Raw genomic sequence first — 16,262 nt, forward strand, 5'->3', positions numbered from 1 at the left:
CTCCTGTCTGTGGTCTCGCATGGTGTTACCAGTAACACCACTTTATAAGTGAACACTATGTTAACTCAGGATAGCTGATAAAAGGTAATGAATGGTGCGATAGTCAGATGAAATTATCTGAAAAAAAATCACATTCTTAACAATGACTTATAAAGATTTGTGTAGCTACTAATCATTTTTTCAGCGGTAAACAGCGACTCGAAACGTTCAAGAGCTGCTGCACCATAACTGCGGGCTAGTGGTGGATTGTTCCATATTTCATCCATCGCTTTACGCAGAGCAACAGGATCTGACGGGGGAACGACTAAACCGGTTATCCGATCAATATTGATAAAGGTTGTACCTGTACCTATCTCGCTTGATATGAGCGGCTTAGAGTACAGAGCCCCTTCCAGTAGCGAGATTCCAAAAGCTTCTGAACGCAAATGTGATGGGAATACCAGACAGGTAGATAGTTGAAGTAAGGCAGACTTTTCACTGTCTTCTAGCGCACCCAGGAAATGGATATTATCTACACCTAACTGTTGTGCCTGAGATTTTAACTCAGCTTCAATCGGACCTGCGCCTACCACTACGATAGGATAACGGCTATTCTTCGCCGCCTCTATCAGGATATGCAGGCCTTTGTAATAACGGAACGTGCCAATGAAAAGAAAGAAGCCGTCAGGAAATTTTGTCTGCCATTTTTGCAATACGGCAGGATCATTATTTTTATAAAACTTTTTATCAAGACCGTACGGGATTACTTCAACTTTATCTTTAAATTGTTGCAGCACCGGGCTACTCTCAACATAGTTTGGAGAAGCAGCAACAATTCTGTCTACACTGGAAAGAAAGCAATTCATTAACGGAGCATAAAGTTTCAATAATAACTTTTGTTTGACAATATCGGAATGATAGCTCACTACTGAAGGTTTTTTTATTCTTGCTGTAAAATGCATCAAATCCATAAAAGGATAAGGAAAATGATAATGGATGATATCTGCTTCCTTTGCCAGCTTTTTGAATTGACTTATTGCTGCAAAAGAAAACGGTGTCGATGCATATTCACACTGCGTTTTGACCCGATAAATAAGATGGTTATCGAGCTGCTTTTTTTTCTCTATAAAATCCGGGCTATGAGTAAAAACCACCGATTGGATATTTTCCTTGATGCCACCTTCCGCGAGCTGGTATATAACTTGTTCAATGCCGCCAAAAGTATCGGGATAGTAGGTTTTATAACAGTGTAAAACTTTAATCATATAAATTTCGCGACCTGCTCGTAAGCATCAATGGTTTTATCTGCACAAAATGACCATGAAAATTGGCGGGCGCGAGCTAGCCCCGTATCTATCATGCGTTGCTTTTCATAAGCATTACCGATCATCATTTGGATAGAAGTGGTTAAGGCATCGACATCTTTTGGATCATGCATTAATGCTGCATCACCTGCAACTTCTGGAAGCGATGTTGCATTAGAGCAAATTACAGGGGTACCTGAGGCCATTGCTTCGAGTACGGGTAAGCCGAATCCTTCATAGATTGAAGGAAAAACAAAACTGGTAGCAGCGCTGAACAAGCAAGGCAGTTCTTTACCCGGCACAAAGCCTAAATATTTTAGCCAGCCCTCTCTTTCACCCTTATCAAAAAGCCTGTACAGTTGCTCGTTTTCCCATCCTTTATAACCGCTGACAACGAGAGGAAAAGTCGCTTTTTCATTAGGGGTTAAACGATCATAAGCTTGCAATAATGTCAGTATGTTTTTTCTGGGTTCTATTGTACCGGTATAAAGTAAATATTGACGCCAGTGAAGATTGTATTTCTCAAGAACGCTTTTGACTTCAATTTCATTCCGTGGATGAAACTCTGCATTGCAGGCCAGAGGGGCCACGGCAATTTTATTATCTTCAATACTAAAGAAATCAATTAACTCGTTCTTAGTATAATAAGAATCAGTGATAAGCATTGATGCTCGAGAAACTGTATTTCTTAACTCTTTTTGCATCAGGTGAACACGGCCAGCCGGATGAAACTGCGGCCAGTGGAATACCGACAGGTCATGAAATGTTGCAACACAGTGGTTCACGCGAGGAGGTAAGTAATAGTTTGGGCTATGATATATATGGTTCTTAAAATTCCTCAACGCCATCATTTTCATCACCGGGAAAGTAAGGCGATATATTTCACTTACAATTTTACTTTTTTGTAATTTGCGTTTAATAGATTGAACTGATTGAGCTGACTCACTGGCAACTGCCAGTGAGTCGCGTATATTAGTACCATGAAGAAACGTCAGCGCGACGTTTTCTCTTTCCTGAAGCTGTTTAGCAAGCTCAAACGCATAACGGCCAATACCGGTTAAAGGATATTTAATACAGTCCGTAGAGTAAACGACGTTTATTGCTTTGCTTCCAGCATCCATTTCAGGGTATCTCTAAGAGGAATTTTAGACGAAGTCTCACCGACTAAGCTACTGAGCAAAGTGATATCGCCACACAGTTCTTTAATTTCATTTGGCCGGACAAAATCAGGATTAACTTCAATCTTAATATCATGGCATGTCAAGGTTTTACAGAGATCAACGACTTCTCTTAATGAGTACATATTACCTGAAGCGACATTGACAGTCTGACCAAATGAGCGGGAATGAAGTAACGCTGAATAACATTTAACGATGTCACGTACATCAGAAAAGTCACGCCATACATCTATGTTTCCCAACTCAATGACTTCTTTTCTCTCACGAAAATGTTTGACGATTTTCGGGATCAGGAAATTTTCTGCCTGACCGACGCCTGTGTAATTGAATGGCCGGGTAATAATAACCGGCAATTTTTCATAAAACAGACTGGTCATATACTCCATGGCCAACTTGCTTACCGCATAGTCATTTGAGGGTCTGGCAGGAACCGACTCTGCTAATTTCCCCGGAGTATTATTACCGTAAACATTAGCACTGCTGGCAATCAAAACTGCATCTGGCATCTTTGCTGATTCGCTAAGAACCTGTAACAGGTTACGCGTACCGCAAAGGTTTACATTATAGAACGCGTTCGGGTCAGCATGCCCAACAAAAGCAATTGCAGCGAGATGAATGACAACGTCGGGTTGAATACTGTCTACAGCATTCTTTACCTGTTGTGCATTAGTCAGATCAACCTGAAAATAGCGTAAGGTATTCTGGGCGAGGGTTGAACCGAAGCCATAAACTTCATATCCGGCAGCGGATAATTCCGCTGCCATATATTGGCCGGTAAAGCCCTTGATCCCAGTGATCAATGCTTTTTTGCCATTATTCATATCAGAAGGAGAATCCTTGTTTATTGCGGCGTAGATCTTCTTCTACCATCATCGCGCACAACTCTTCGAGCGTGGTTTTAGGTTCCCAGCCCAGAATGTCTTTCGCACGCTGTGGGTTTCCAATCAGCAATTCTACTTCAGCAGGACGATAGAACTTAGGATTGACCTTAACAACCACTTTATTAGTGGCTACATCGATTGCAACTTCCTGGTCATCTTTGCCTTCAAAGCGCAGTTCAATGCCAGCCGCTTTGAACGCCATTGAAACGAAGTCGCGGACTGTTTCTGTGCGGTTGGTTGCCAGGACAAAAGTATCTGGCTCATCAGCCTGCAGCATGCGCCACATGCCTTCAACATACTCCTTAGCAAAGCCCCAGTCACGCTTGGCGTCCATGTTACCTAACTCAAGCACATCCAGCTTGCCGAGCTTAATTTTCGCTACTGAATCGGTGATCTTACGGGTTACAAACTCCTGTCCACGCAGTGGTGATTCGTGGTTAAACAGAATGCCGCTTGATGCGAAGATGTTGTAGCTCTCACGGTAGTTAATGGTCATCCAGTGGGCATACAACTTGGCAACGCCATACGGACTACGCGGATAAAATGGCGTGTCTTCTTTCTGTGGGATGGCCTGCACTTTACCAAACATCTCTGAAGTCGATGCCTGATAGAAGCGAATTTTAGGGTTAACAATGCGAATAGCTTCTAACAGGTTTACCGGACCAATACCTGTAATTTCAGCGGTGGTCAGTGGCTGGTCAAAAGAAACACCTACAAAGCTCTGAGCCGCAAGGTTGTAAACTTCGGTCGCTTTGCTTTCCTGAAGTAAACGAATGCTTGATGACAGGTCAGTCAGGTCATATTCGACGAGATGCAAAGAGGGGTTTGATTTGATACCCAACTCTTCAATACGCCAGAAGTTGACCGAACTGGTACGGCGATAGGTTCCATAAACCGTATAGCCTTTATCTAAAAGTAATTCAGCAAGATAAGCGCCATCCTGCCCGGTAATTCCTGTAATAATTGCAATCTTATTCGTCATTCTTAAACCCATCATTTGGAAAATTAATATTATCAACTATAGGTAAAATTAAACTGTCGTAGCTTTAATAACGGAGTCGATTTCTTTCAATATTTTACTTAAGGCTTCAATATTACCTTCAGTTTCGACGTTGAGTCGCAGTAAAGGTTCCGTATTGGAAGTTCTTACATTGAATCTCCAACCCTGGCAGTCAAGGCTAATGCCGTCGGTATTATCTTCGGTTATTGCACTACTAAGATATTTTTCTTTCAACGCCACGATAACTGACCTTGCATCAGACACTTTGTAGTTAATCTCACCACTGCAAGGAAACGCCTTCATTCTTTCCGAAACCAGTCCGGAAAGTGTCTCCCCTTTCACCGCCAGCAGTTCAGCCACCAGCAGCCATGGGATCATGCCGCTATCACAATAGGCAAAGTCTCGGAAATAGTGGTGCGCACTCATCTCGCCGCCATAGACCGCATCTTCTTCACGCATGCGCTCTTTGATAAAAGCGTGGCCGGTTTTGGACATCACCGGAATGCCGCCCGCTTTGGTAACCACATCAATAGTGTTCCAGGTCAGACGTGGATCATGGATAATTTTCGCGCCAGGCTCTTTCTTAAGAAACGCTTCGGCTAACAGGCCAACGATGTAATAGCCTTCGATAAAGTCTGCATTCTCATCAAACAGGAAGCAACGGTCAAAGTCTCCGTCGAAAGCAATCCCCATATCGGCCTGACTTTCTCGTACTGCATCAGAGGTATCTTTACGGCACTCTGGCAGCAGTGGATTAGGAATACCGTTCGGGAAAGTTGCGTCGGCCTGATGATGCACCTTAATAATGCTCACCGGCGCATTCGCCTGCTGGAAGCGTTTTTCAATCTCATCTATTACGTGGCCAGCAGCACCATTACCAGAGTTAATCACCAGCTTCATTGGTTTAGTGAAGTTGTTCAGGTCGATATAGCCCATCAGATGATCGACATAGGCATTCAGGACTGAAATCTGCTTGTAGCTACCGCGTTTGCTCTCGTCAACCGAAGCAAAGTCGTTGGCTTCAGCCAGTCGCTGGACATCACGTAGTCCGGTATCTCCGCTGATTGGACGCGCACCTTCCCGCACTAACTTCATGCCGTTATAGTTCATTGGGTTGTGGCTGGCGGTGACTTCAATACCGCCATCAATCCCTAAATGAAAAGTCGCGAAGTAGATCTCTTCCGTTCCGCTCATACCGATATCCAGCACATCGGTACCCGCATCCCTGAGTCCATTTGCCAGCGCCAGCTTGAGTGATTCGCTGGTCTGACGAACATCACCGCCGACTACTATGGTCTTTGGTCGGATAAATTCACCATAGGCCCGGCCAATGCGGTAAGCGATGTCTTCATTGAGTTCAGTGCCCAGCTCACCACGAATGTCATAAGCTTTAAAACAGGTCAGTGATGCCATGATCTTGTCTGTCCTTACTTACTTGCAAACTGTTGTTTAATCAAAATGAGATCGTCATCGCCAAGATAAGAACCCGACTGGATCTCCAACAGCTCTAATGGAATTTTGCCTGGGTTTTCTAAGGTATGCGGATGACCAATAGGGATAAAGGTTGACTGGTTCTCGGTTAGCAGCAGGGTTTTATCCTGAATGGTCACCTTTGCAGTACCTGACAGGATGACCCAGTGCTCAGTGCGGTGATAGTGCATCTGCAACTCAAAGGCTTCACCTGGTTTAACCGTGATGCGGTTGACATTAAATCGACCGGTGTTCACCACCAGATCACAACGTCCCCATGGCCAGTAGGTTTCACGGTGGCGACGGTATTCGCTGCGGCATTCGCCCTTCAGGAACTCGACTACACGTTTCACATCCTGAACCTGATCTTTACGCGCGACCAGCACTGCATCCTTGGTGTTAACAATTACCAGGTTTTCTACTCCGATTGCCGCAACCAACTGGTCTTCACTGTTGATGTAGCAGTTTTTGGTGTTGTGCAGGAAGGTGTCGCCTTTAAGCGAATTGCCGTAAGTATCTTTATCATTCACTTCCCACAGCGCTGACCAGGAACCGACGTCACTCCATCCCGCAGCCAGTGGAACCACCACAGCAGCATCAGTTTGTTCCATTACCGCATAATCAACCGACTCGTCCGGACAGGCGATAAAATCATCTTTATCAATACTGATGAAGTCATCGCCTTCCTTTACGTTAGCCATTGCACGACGGCAGGCTTCAAGGATATCCGGACGAAATTTTTCCAGTTCCTGCAGATAGCGCTTCGCCCGGAACATAAACATGCCGCTGTTCCAGTAGTACTCACCGGATTTAAGGTACTCTTCAGCGGTGCTCTGGTTTGGCTTTTCGACAAAGCGCTGGACCTGATAAGGGCCGTTCTCAGCGCCTGGCAATGCTTCACCCCGCTGGATGTAGCCATATCCGGTTTCCGGACCGGTCGGCACGATACCGAAGGTCACCAGCTTGCCCTGTTTGGCGTGCGCGGTCGCTACCTTAATAGCCTGATGGAATGCAGCTCGATCTTCAATGACGTGATCGGCGGCCAGTACCAACAGCACCGGATCATCGCCCTGCTCTACAGCATTGAGTGCGGCAAGCGCAATGGCGGGCGCGGTGTTACGCCCGACCGGCTCAAGAATAATGTTATGGGATAGCTTTTTAATTTGTCGCAACTGCTCGGCGACCAGAAAACGGTGCTCTTCATTGCAAATCACCAACGGTGCGCGAGCTTCAACGCCCGTCAGACGGTTAACTGTCTCCTGCAGCATAGAATGCTCGCCGTGCAGACAGATGAACTGTTTAGGATAAAGTTCGCGGGAAAGAGGCCATAAGCGACTGCCGGTTCCTCCGGCCATGATTACGGGAAGTAACATTCCACATCCTCTAACAAATTTAAGCATGCTATTGCATATAAAGCGGGTCAATTTTTATTCATTATGAATAATCAGCCACGCTACCGCCCTTGGCTTGCAGCAACCAATATGCTGTGTGATGGGATTCTTGCCATCACAGGTTAGCTTGTCGATGCGCTGATGATATTTTATTCAATCGCATACGGGTTCTGAGACCACCGCAAATAGTACAATTTGTGCGACAAAAATAATATGCCTATTCTTTCATTGTGCCAGGCAAAACTTAAGTTTGACTAAACATTGATCCAGATGCATTCCGGCTAAGCTAATCTTTAGTAAAACGACATAGTAGCACCGTGCTCACCGTGCCTTGCGTCTCTTCAGGCCGTCGTCCAGCGCTCTATAGTGTTTCAATTGAGCAGATGACACGCCAGGATAAATCCGTATTAAACCTACTGGTAGCCAGTAATGAATCGGTAACGGGCTAATGTTTAGCCTATATATGCAATTCTGCTAAACGCAGACATAAAAAAACCCGGCCGGAGCCGGGTTTTTTGCATTTCATCGCAGTTTACTTAAACCCATTCGGGTTCTTGCTCTGCCAGTTCCAGGTATCACGCATCATCTCGTCGATGCCGCGCGTCACGCGCCAGTCGAGTTCACGGTTGGCTAGCGAGGCGTCGGCCCAGAAGGCCGGCAGGTCGCCATCGCGACGCGGTTTGATCTCGAAAGGAATCGCTTTGCCTGACGCCTTCTCAAACGCTTTGATCATCTCCAGCACCGAGAAGCCTTTACCGCCGCCGAGGTTGAAAGCGGTATAGCCTTCAACCTTGCTCAGATGGTCCAGCGCCTTCAGGTGCCCTTCTGCCAGGTCGACCACGTGGATGTAGTCACGCAGGCAGGTACCATCTGGCGTATCGTAATCACCGCCAAACACACCCAGCTTCTCCAGACGGCCAATCGCAACCTGAGCAATGTACGGCAGCAGGTTGTTCGGGATGCCGGCAGGATCTTCACCGATTTCACCCGACTCATGCGCGCCGACCGGGTTGAAGTAACGTAAGGCGATCGCCTTGAACTTCGGTTCGGCTTTGGCGAAGTCACGCATCACCAGCTCGATCATCAGCTTGGAGGTGCCATAAGGACTGGTGGTGCCGCCAATCGGCGTGGTCTCAACGTACGGTACCGGCGCATCTGCACCGTATACGGTCGCGGAAGAGCTGAAGATAAAGTTCCAGACGCCCGCTTCGCGCATCTCTTCCAGCAGCACCACGGTACCCGCAACGTTGTTCTCGTAATACTCGAGCGGCATGCGGGTTGATTCACCTACCGCTTTCAACGCAGCGAAGTGGATCACGGCAGAAATGCTGTTTGAGGCGAACAGGTCACGCAGACAGGCGCGATCGCGGATATCACCTTCAACGAAGGTCGCTTTCTTACCCGCCAGCTTCTCGACGCGGTTAATAGCTTCCCGCGAGGCATTGCACAGGTTATCCAGTACCACAACGTCATCACCGCGCTGCAACAGCGCCAGCACCGTGTGGGAGCCGATGTAACCCGCTCCACCCGTTACTAAAATAGCCATGTGAACTCCTTTCTCTCTGCCGCGGGGTGCGCGGCGAATCTGTTAGTGTTGTTTGGCGAGAATCTTCTGAATCGCTTCGCGGAAATCACGGCCCTGAGCGTTGCTGCGCAGTCCGTAAGAGACAAACGCCTGCATGTAACCCAGTTTACGACCGCAGTCGAAGCTGTGGCCGGTCAGCAGCGAGACATCTACCGTTTTGTGCTTGCTCAGGCTGGCGATCGCATCGGTCAGCTGGATACGGCCCCACGCGCCTGGCTCAGTGCGCTCCAGTTCTGCCCAGATATCAGCAGAAAGCACATAGCGGCCCACGGCGGCCAGGTCAGAGTTCAGCTCAGCAGGATGCTCTGGCTTCTCAACAAAATTAGTGATGCTGCTGATGTCGCCTGGGTGATCAATCGGCTCTTCAGTGGTGATCACCGAGTACTCAGAGAGATCGGAGGTTGGCATGTGCTGCGCCAGCACCTGGCTGTGGCCGGTCTCTTCAAAACGGGCCACCATCGCCGCAAGGTTATAACGCATGTGGTCAGCGGTGGAATCATCCAGCAGCACGTCTGGCAGCACTACCACAAATGGATTGTCGCCAATCATCGGGCGGGCACACAGAATAGAGTGGCCAAGGCCCAGCGGCTGTGCCTGACGCACGTTCATGATGGTCACGCCTGGCGGGCAGATAGACTGAACTTCGCTCAGCAGCTGGCGCTTCACGCGCGCTTCAAGCAGCGCTTCCAGCTCGTAGGTGGTGTCGAAGTGGTTTTCCACCGCATTTTTAGAGGCATGGGTGACCAGCACGATCTCTTTAATGCCTGCAGCCACACACTCGTCAATGATGTACTGAATCATCGGTTTGTCGACGACAGGCAGCATCTCTTTCGGAATGGCTTTAGTCGCAGGGAGCATATGCATACCGAGACCCGCAACCGGGATTACTGCTTTAAGCTTGGTCATATTTATTCCGTTTAATAAAATGAAGATGTGGGTCGATTATGCAGGATCGGCCAGAACAGCAAGTATAATCTTTATCTGAAAATCGGACACTAACTCTCTGTCACACCATGGAAATTCGGCATTTTGCCCATTGCCAGCGACAGCAGAAACTGAATAAAGACAACCAGTAAACGTGATCGGCGTCGGCTGTTTCGGCTGTCGTTGCGCAACCGGCTGAGACCAGCGATAAATGAAAACGGGCGACCCTGAGGTCGCCCGTTACTGTCACTGCTGCTGGCTTACAGCCAGCCTTCAAACCACTCAGGCATCACGAACAGATTGAAGTGATTGACCAGCATCATTACGCCGACAAACACCGCTGAAACTGCGACCCACTGGCGGGCATACGGCATAAACCGAATGCCAATCACCGGCTTGATAAAGAACGGATGCGCCAGCGCCGAGATCAGAATCTGCGAGATGGAGAGCGTCAGCGCCACGTAGAGCACGTTCGGCCAGATAAAGGTGGTCGCCAGCACCGCCAGTACCACCAGGCTTGCCACGATGTTCCAGTAGAACTCGACGTTGGTGCGCCCGTTAGCCTGCGAAATCGCCCCGGTCAGGCCACCCATCGGCCGCAGCATGCCAAACAGCAGCATCAGCGGAATCAGGTGATAGACCTGCTCATGCGCCGGTCCATACAGCACCCGGACAATCACCGGTGAGAAGATGCCAATCACCAGGTACATCGCGCTGCTGAACAGCATGATCCCCAGCGTGCCTTTGAGGAACAGTTTCTTCAGCTGTTCGGCATCGTGCTGTTTCTCGGCGAAACGCGGCAGCGCCAGGCGGTTAATCACCGGCGTGACCAGCTTCAGCGGTTGCAGCACCAGCTCTTTCGCCAGCGAGTAGACACCCAGCATTTCAGCGCCCATTACCTTACCGACCACTAACGCATCGGCCTGGGTACGCAGCTGATTAATGGTCTGCGAGCCGAGCTGGTAGCTGCCGTAACGAATGGCACCAAAGAAGGTCGCTTTATCGAACTCCCAGGTCGGACGCCAGGACTTCTCACCCAGCGCAATCATGCACAGGATGCGGGTAAAGGCGTTGATAAACAGACCCAGAATCGCCGCGGCCACCGTCAGTGAGGTGAACTCCAGCATCGCCACCACGCAGAGAAAGGCAAACAGCTTGGTGCCCATCTCAATCTTCGCCAGCGAGACCATCCGCTTGGTTTTGATGTAGTGCGCCTGATACTGCGACAGATGTCCCAGCACCAGGAAGTTGAGGCTGGTCAGCATAATCAGTCCGACCAGTTCAGGCAGATGATAGAACCAAGCGACCGGGAAGGCGATCAGCAGCATGATCAGACCGGTACACAAACTCAGCGAGACATTGACCCAGTAGATGGTGCTCTGCTCGCGGCGGGTGATGTTCTGGCGATGCACCAGATAGCTGCTCATCCCCATATCCTGCAACACGCCGGCCACCGCCAGAATGGCGTTGATAATCGCTAACAGCCCCAGCTCGTGGGTTTCCAGTTTGCGGGCGAGAAAACTGAGCTGTGCCACCTGCAGCACCGCAGAAAAGCAGGTGCTGCCGAACAGCCAGATCGCCTGTGACTTAAATCCACTCACGCCAGTCGCTCCAGAATCTGTGCCAGTTCGCCGTAGGCGATATGCTGATTGAATTCAGTTTCAACTTTATGGCGCGCCGCCGCGACCACCGGGGCGACGTCAACTTCACCCTGCGACAGCTTCAGCAGCGTTTCGGCCAGCGCCTCAGGATCGTCTTCTTCCACCAGCCAACCGGAAACGTTGTTCTCAATCAGCTCCGGGATACCGCTGTGGAAAGTCGAGACCACCGGCAGACCAACCGCCATCGCTTCCATCAGCGCCACCGGGATGCCTTCCATATCGCCATCGGCCGCAGTTTTGGACGGCAGCAGGAAGATATCCGCTTCACTTAAGGCGCGGCGGATTTCGTCCTGCGGCTTGAAGCCCGGCATGCTGACGCAATCTTCCATCCCCTCGCGGGCGATGAAATCACGCATCATCTCATCCTGATCGCCGTTACCAATAATGGTGTACTGGAACTGACCGCCCCGCTGTTTCAGGATCGCACTGGCTTTCACCGCCACATCCAGCCCTTTCTTCTCGGTCAGACGAGCCACCGAGACGATACGCAGCGGTGAGTGAAACGCCTGGCGCGGCTGGAAGTTAAACTTCTCCGGCTCAATCCCCATGCGCGTAACGTGAATTTTTTCCGGCGGACAGCCCATCTCGATCAGTTTGTTCTGCCACAAATGGCTGATCGGTAACATCAGCTCACTCTGGCGGAACAGATTAACGTAATCGAGCTTGTGCTCTTCCAGGATGTGACGACGGGAAATGTCCGCCCCATGAAACACGGTCGCCTGCTTGCCCTTCAGCACACCCAGCTCACGCAGCTTGTTCGCCAGCGCGCCGGCATAGCCGAAGTGCACCAGGAACACGTCCGCGGTAAAGGTCTGGGTGGCGTTGGCGACGATCGATGGCAGCAGCAGCTTGCTCGACTGTGCGCCATAGCGGCGCACATTAAGCGAACGAAGCAGCGACGGCTTAGTGACCTTCGGCAGCACCAGCCGCAGACGCTGGTTCAGCTTATCGACAATCGAGACCTTCTCTTCCGGCAGCAGATAGTGCGTCTTTGCCGCCAGGCCATACTCATCAAAGGCGGCATGCCGGTTGACTAAATCACCGGGAAACACCGAAATAATCTCCACCTCGTAACCAGCATCAATAAAATGGGTCACCTGATTTAGTACGAATGTCTCAGAGGCAACCGGGAAACGCATGGTGAAAAAAGTCAGTTTCATCACATTACCCTAATACTTTGAGAATCTCTGCAGTGATCCGGTTGCCAATTTCCCTTTCATTCGCAACGGCCGTGTCGACCTTTTGCTTGATGTTGTCGTAATCGGCAAGGACCGTCTGGACCTTGTCGATCAGCGAGCCATCCATCAGGCTTTTCACATCGGTTGCCATCTGCGGCAGACCTAACTGGTTCATCACACCCATCGACTTGTGCTCGTAGTTAATCGCCACGGCCGGGGTGCCAAAGTTCATGGAAATAATCGCGGAGTGCAGGCGGGTACCGATGGTCAGATGACAATGACTCAGCAGGATGCCCAGCTCCAGATCGTTAAACTCGTCCATGATGACATGATAATGCTCAGGTTGTGCCACATGGTCACGCAGCGTCAGCGCCACCATACGGTCATCCTTAGCGTAGCTGTCGATGCCGGTACAGGTCGAGAAGGCGACCACCTGATAGCCGTCGGCGATCATCGCATTGATCACCCGGCCAAAGGCGGCTTCGTACTCTTTCTGGGTGACGCCCAGACGTTTATCAAACGGCGCCAGTTCACGCACGGTGATGGCGATGGTTTTGCGACCGCTGATAATGCCCTGCCAGTGCAGCAGGTTATGGCTTGGGTTTTCCACTTCACGCGCCCGTACCAGGAAGGCGGTATCCACCCCGGCGGCCACTTTAGAGCTGGTGACGCCATCGCGCTTCATCAGATCAAGGCTGACTGACTCACGCAGCACCAGGCTGTCGACGCGATCGAACACGAAGTTGGCCAGCGCATTAACGCGTGGGTTCTGGAACGGGCCGACGGAGTGACCAATCAGGTAGATCGGTTTTTTCGCCATCAGCGCACACAGCGCGTGGTCAAACTGGGTCACACCGTACAAATCGACGAAGAACGACCCGCCAACCTGAATAATCGCATCATACTTCGCCAGGCTTTCGGTAAACGCTTTCAGATGTGGCGGCACGGCGAACGACTTATACAGGCCGCCCTTGCCCAGATGCGCCATCATAATGTCGGGCATCAAGCGGTTCGCCACTTTACGCTTAAACGAACCGACCAAACCTTTGGCTGACTTGCTATTGTGCAGAAACAGCGAATCCTGCTGAATATCCTGCTGGAGCAAATAACCGGAGCTGGTTGGATAACGGCTAATCACATCAATGTCTAAATCACTGCGAGCAGACTTCATTGAATCAATCAGTCCACGAAGAATCGCGCCATCCCCACGATTCCCACACGTATGGTTACCCACCAATAAAATTTTCATAACAACTCCGAATGAATTTTTTTAATTCTGCAAGCCGCCCAGATCCGCAACGGGCAAAATGAACTCTGTTTAAATAACTGCAATACGGGATAACGCACCCAAAGGGTCCTGCTCCTGTTAAGACCGGCCGCCTCCTTTATGGCGGCCGTCATGCATCGGTGATAACTGAATCTGTTACGACTTGATGGCGAAGTAAGGCAGCGCAACCTGTTTACCGTTGATCACCACCGAGACAAAACCTTCCGGCTTGCTGGTATCAACCTGATCGGCCGACAGCGGCCGCGACGCCATCAGCAGGTCGCCCTGCTCGTTGGCACCGACGCCGGCTTTGCCGTTGTGCAGGCTGAAACGCTGCGGTGCCCGTTTGGTGGCATCGCCGGCTGGCGGATTACCTGGCTGCATCCGGGCATTCACCCGCGCGCAGCGTCCGGTGACAAAACGGTCTTTACCGGTGGTTTTCACCAGCACCGCGGCCGCCGGGGTCCAGCCCGCCAGTTTGATAAAGATCCGTACGTCGGTGTCATGCTCAGCCACATAGCGCACGTCGACCACCGGCGAACTGCCTTCGGCAGACCAGCTCGCTTCCGAGCGCCCTTTCTTGCGCTGAACGTGGATCACCGCGCGGCCACCGGTGGTTTTGTCGCTGATCAGGTTCATCAGCGGCTGATCGCCACTGCCGTTGCTGAACTGCGCCTGACCAAAAATTTCAATCTCCCACGAATCACCCACCGTCGGTGAGTAGAGGCTGCCGAGATCGAACCAGGTTTCCTGATTAGTGTTGTTCTCTAACCGCCAGCGCGAGGTGATGTAGTTGTACTTCAGGCTGCCATCCAGCGCGACGCCGTACGACTCAACGCGGGTTGAGCCCATCTCCCAGATGCTGAGCAGACGATCGCCCTGGCTGGAGTTGTCAATCCAGCTGCCTGACTGCAGGCTGGTCTGACGCATATTGAGTCGGGTGTTGTGCGCGATCAGCGGATTCTTACAATCCTCAAGGCTCAGCGCATCGACGATCCACTGACCGTTCGAGATGTCGCCCGGGTTGTCGCAGTGCTCAATCCAGCCGTTGTGAATAATCGACTGACCGCAGCGCGGCAGGTTCAGTACTTTACCGCCACGGCAGTGCTGGGCATTGAAGTTAGATAACTCAATCGCGGTACTGTGGTCCCACTTGCCCTGCTTCTGCCCTGACCAGCCGGATTTGATCACGTCGCCGCTGCAGCGCGAGGCGTACCACTGGTCGATTTTACAATCCAGCGTGTCCTGCAGGCTGATGGCGGTGCCGCCGACAAAATTGAAACGCAGGCAGGCGCCACGGAAGTACTGACCGCCAGGACAGGTATTGTGGAAGAAGCCCTGTTTGTTCGGGTTCTTGTCACTGTTACCGTTGAAAATCAGGTTGGAAAGCTCAACCCGGCGCGCATTCATCGAGAAGATGAACTCTGACTTACCGTCAGAGACCACGGTAGTGGCCGGGAAATAGCCGAAGTTGACCATCGCGCCTGACACGCGGAAGAAGTTGAGATATTTATCGCCAAAGTCGCAGACTGAGACAAAAAAGGTCCCGGCCGGGAACTGGACGCAGATTTGCTGGTTAGCCTGCTGCGACCAGGTAAACATCGCCATGATCGCCGGCGCGGTGTCGGTTTTGCCGTCGGCAATCGCACCGAAATCAAACAGGGTTAAGCGGTTGAAATCCTCAACCACCCGACGCCAGTGGAAACCCTGGCCGGCAAAGTTAACGCCGCCATCATCCTGCGCTGGCTGGAAGCTGCCGACAAACTCGCCGCCGCCGACTTCGAAGCCGTCGTGCCAGCTTTTCAGCTTCACTTTGGCCCCTTCGAACAGCGGACGGGTTTTACGTAACTCTTCCACTGACGGGATTTCACCAATCAGCTGGTAACCGGCCGGCTGCGCCAGACGCTGGCTGAAATCAGCCGCGCCAGGACGGCTGACGTCGGTGATGTTAAACAGCATCTGGCCGTTATTGTCTTCAACCGCCATCGAGTGCGACGGATCGGCGATCAGTGCCGCATTGTCTTTAATAAACTGCGAAAAATTGCCTTTATTCAGCGCCACCGGCTGGGCGATCTGCGACACGTTGCCGCTGGCATCGCGCAGGTAGACCGGGATCTGGTTGCCCGGTTTGCTGGCGTCGGTGCCAGCTTTACCGATCCACAGTTTGCCTTCAAAGCCCTGCCAGAACTGCGGCGGCATGGCGTAAACGTTTTCCGGCGTCAGGATCGGCACATCACCTTTCGGTACATCGGTGGCATCGACCGGCTTCAGGGCGATACCGTTACTTTTAGCAGCGTAGCTGGAAAAGGTGCTCACGGAGAGAGCCCCCACCAGAGCGGAGGCGGCGGTCTGTAAAACTTCTCTTCTTTTCATGCATCAATTCCCGTAGTCAATAAGGCCGGATAATCGGCCATGGCGGTGTCCCTGAGGCACGTCGCAAGGGT

Annotated in this window: 12 protein-coding genes; all 12 read right to left on the minus strand. The window is 51.0% G+C overall.

Going from position 1 to position 16,262, the window contains the following annotated elements; genetic code table 11:
* Window positions 1-128: 128 nt before the first annotated feature.
* The 12 genes from ABIB18_RS10400 to ABIB18_RS10455 all read right to left on the minus strand — a co-directional run bounded on the left by ABIB18_RS10400 (window position 129) and on the right by ABIB18_RS10455 (window position 16,191).
* Window positions 129-1,244 (minus strand): glycosyltransferase family 4 protein, encoded by a 1,116-nt coding sequence (locus ABIB18_RS10400; protein ID WP_354474114.1) that lies wholly within the window; start codon window positions 1,242-1,244, stop codon window positions 129-131.
* Window positions 1,241-2,404: a glycosyltransferase family 4 protein gene (locus tag ABIB18_RS10405; protein WP_354474115.1), complete on the minus strand. Its 1,164-nt coding sequence runs from the start codon at window positions 2,402-2,404 to the stop codon at window positions 1,241-1,243. The genes ABIB18_RS10400 and ABIB18_RS10405 overlap by 4 nt, the downstream gene beginning before the upstream one ends.
* Window positions 2,380-3,282, minus strand: a complete 903-nt coding sequence (locus tag ABIB18_RS10410) for a GDP-mannose 4,6-dehydratase (protein WP_354474116.1) — start codon at window positions 3,280-3,282, stop codon at window positions 2,380-2,382. The genes ABIB18_RS10405 and ABIB18_RS10410 overlap by 25 nt, the downstream gene beginning before the upstream one ends.
* 1 nt (window position 3,283) lies before the next feature.
* Complete coding sequence (gmd, locus tag ABIB18_RS10415) at window positions 3,284-4,324, minus strand: GDP-mannose 4,6-dehydratase (protein ID WP_354474117.1); 1,041 nt, start codon at window positions 4,322-4,324, stop codon at window positions 3,284-3,286.
* Between the two features lie 48 nt (window positions 4,325-4,372).
* The gene (gene cpsG, locus ABIB18_RS10420; RefSeq protein WP_354474118.1) at window positions 4,373-5,755 is read right to left on the minus strand and encodes a phosphomannomutase CpsG; all 1,383 of its coding nucleotides are present in this window, start codon (window positions 5,753-5,755) and stop codon (window positions 4,373-4,375) included.
* Between the two features lie 14 nt (window positions 5,756-5,769).
* Window positions 5,770-7,185 carry a mannose-1-phosphate guanylyltransferase/mannose-6-phosphate isomerase gene (locus tag ABIB18_RS10425; protein ID WP_354474119.1) on the minus strand — a complete coding sequence of 472 codons (1,416 nt, stop codon included), beginning with the start codon at window positions 7,183-7,185 and terminating at the stop codon, window positions 5,770-5,772.
* Window positions 7,186-7,735: 550 nt separating this feature from the next.
* Entirely contained in the window at window positions 7,736-8,749 is a 1,014-nt protein-coding gene (galE, locus tag ABIB18_RS10430) for a UDP-glucose 4-epimerase GalE (RefSeq protein WP_031375338.1), read from the minus strand.
* Between the two features lie 42 nt (window positions 8,750-8,791).
* Window positions 8,792-9,694, minus strand: a complete 903-nt coding sequence (gene galF / locus ABIB18_RS10435) for a UTP--glucose-1-phosphate uridylyltransferase GalF (RefSeq protein WP_031375337.1) — start codon at window positions 9,692-9,694, stop codon at window positions 8,792-8,794.
* Window positions 9,695-9,972: 278 nt separating this feature from the next.
* Window positions 9,973-11,313, minus strand: a complete 1,341-nt coding sequence (locus tag ABIB18_RS10440; protein WP_031375336.1) for a lipopolysaccharide biosynthesis protein — start codon at window positions 11,311-11,313, stop codon at window positions 9,973-9,975.
* Window positions 11,310-12,533: a glycosyltransferase gene (locus ABIB18_RS10445; RefSeq protein ID WP_069729013.1), complete on the minus strand. Its 1,224-nt coding sequence runs from the start codon at window positions 12,531-12,533 to the stop codon at window positions 11,310-11,312. Before ABIB18_RS10445 ends, ABIB18_RS10440 begins: the two co-directional genes overlap by 4 nt.
* Window positions 12,534-12,537: 4 nt before the next feature.
* A complete protein-coding gene (gene wcaK / locus ABIB18_RS10450) occupies window positions 12,538-13,800 on the minus strand; it encodes a colanic acid biosynthesis pyruvyl transferase WcaK (RefSeq protein ID WP_031375334.1) in 1,263 nt (420 codons plus the stop codon).
* A 174-nt stretch (window positions 13,801-13,974) separates the two neighbouring features.
* Window positions 13,975-16,191, minus strand: coding sequence for a phage tailspike protein (locus ABIB18_RS10455; RefSeq protein WP_031375333.1), 2,217 nt, complete (start codon window positions 16,189-16,191; stop codon window positions 13,975-13,977).
* Window positions 16,192-16,262: the final 71 nt, after the last annotated feature.

It is taken from the genome of Pantoea sp. UYEF8, from assembly GCF_040546285.1.
Lineage (GTDB): Bacteria > Pseudomonadota > Gammaproteobacteria > Enterobacterales > Enterobacteriaceae > Pantoea > Pantoea brenneri.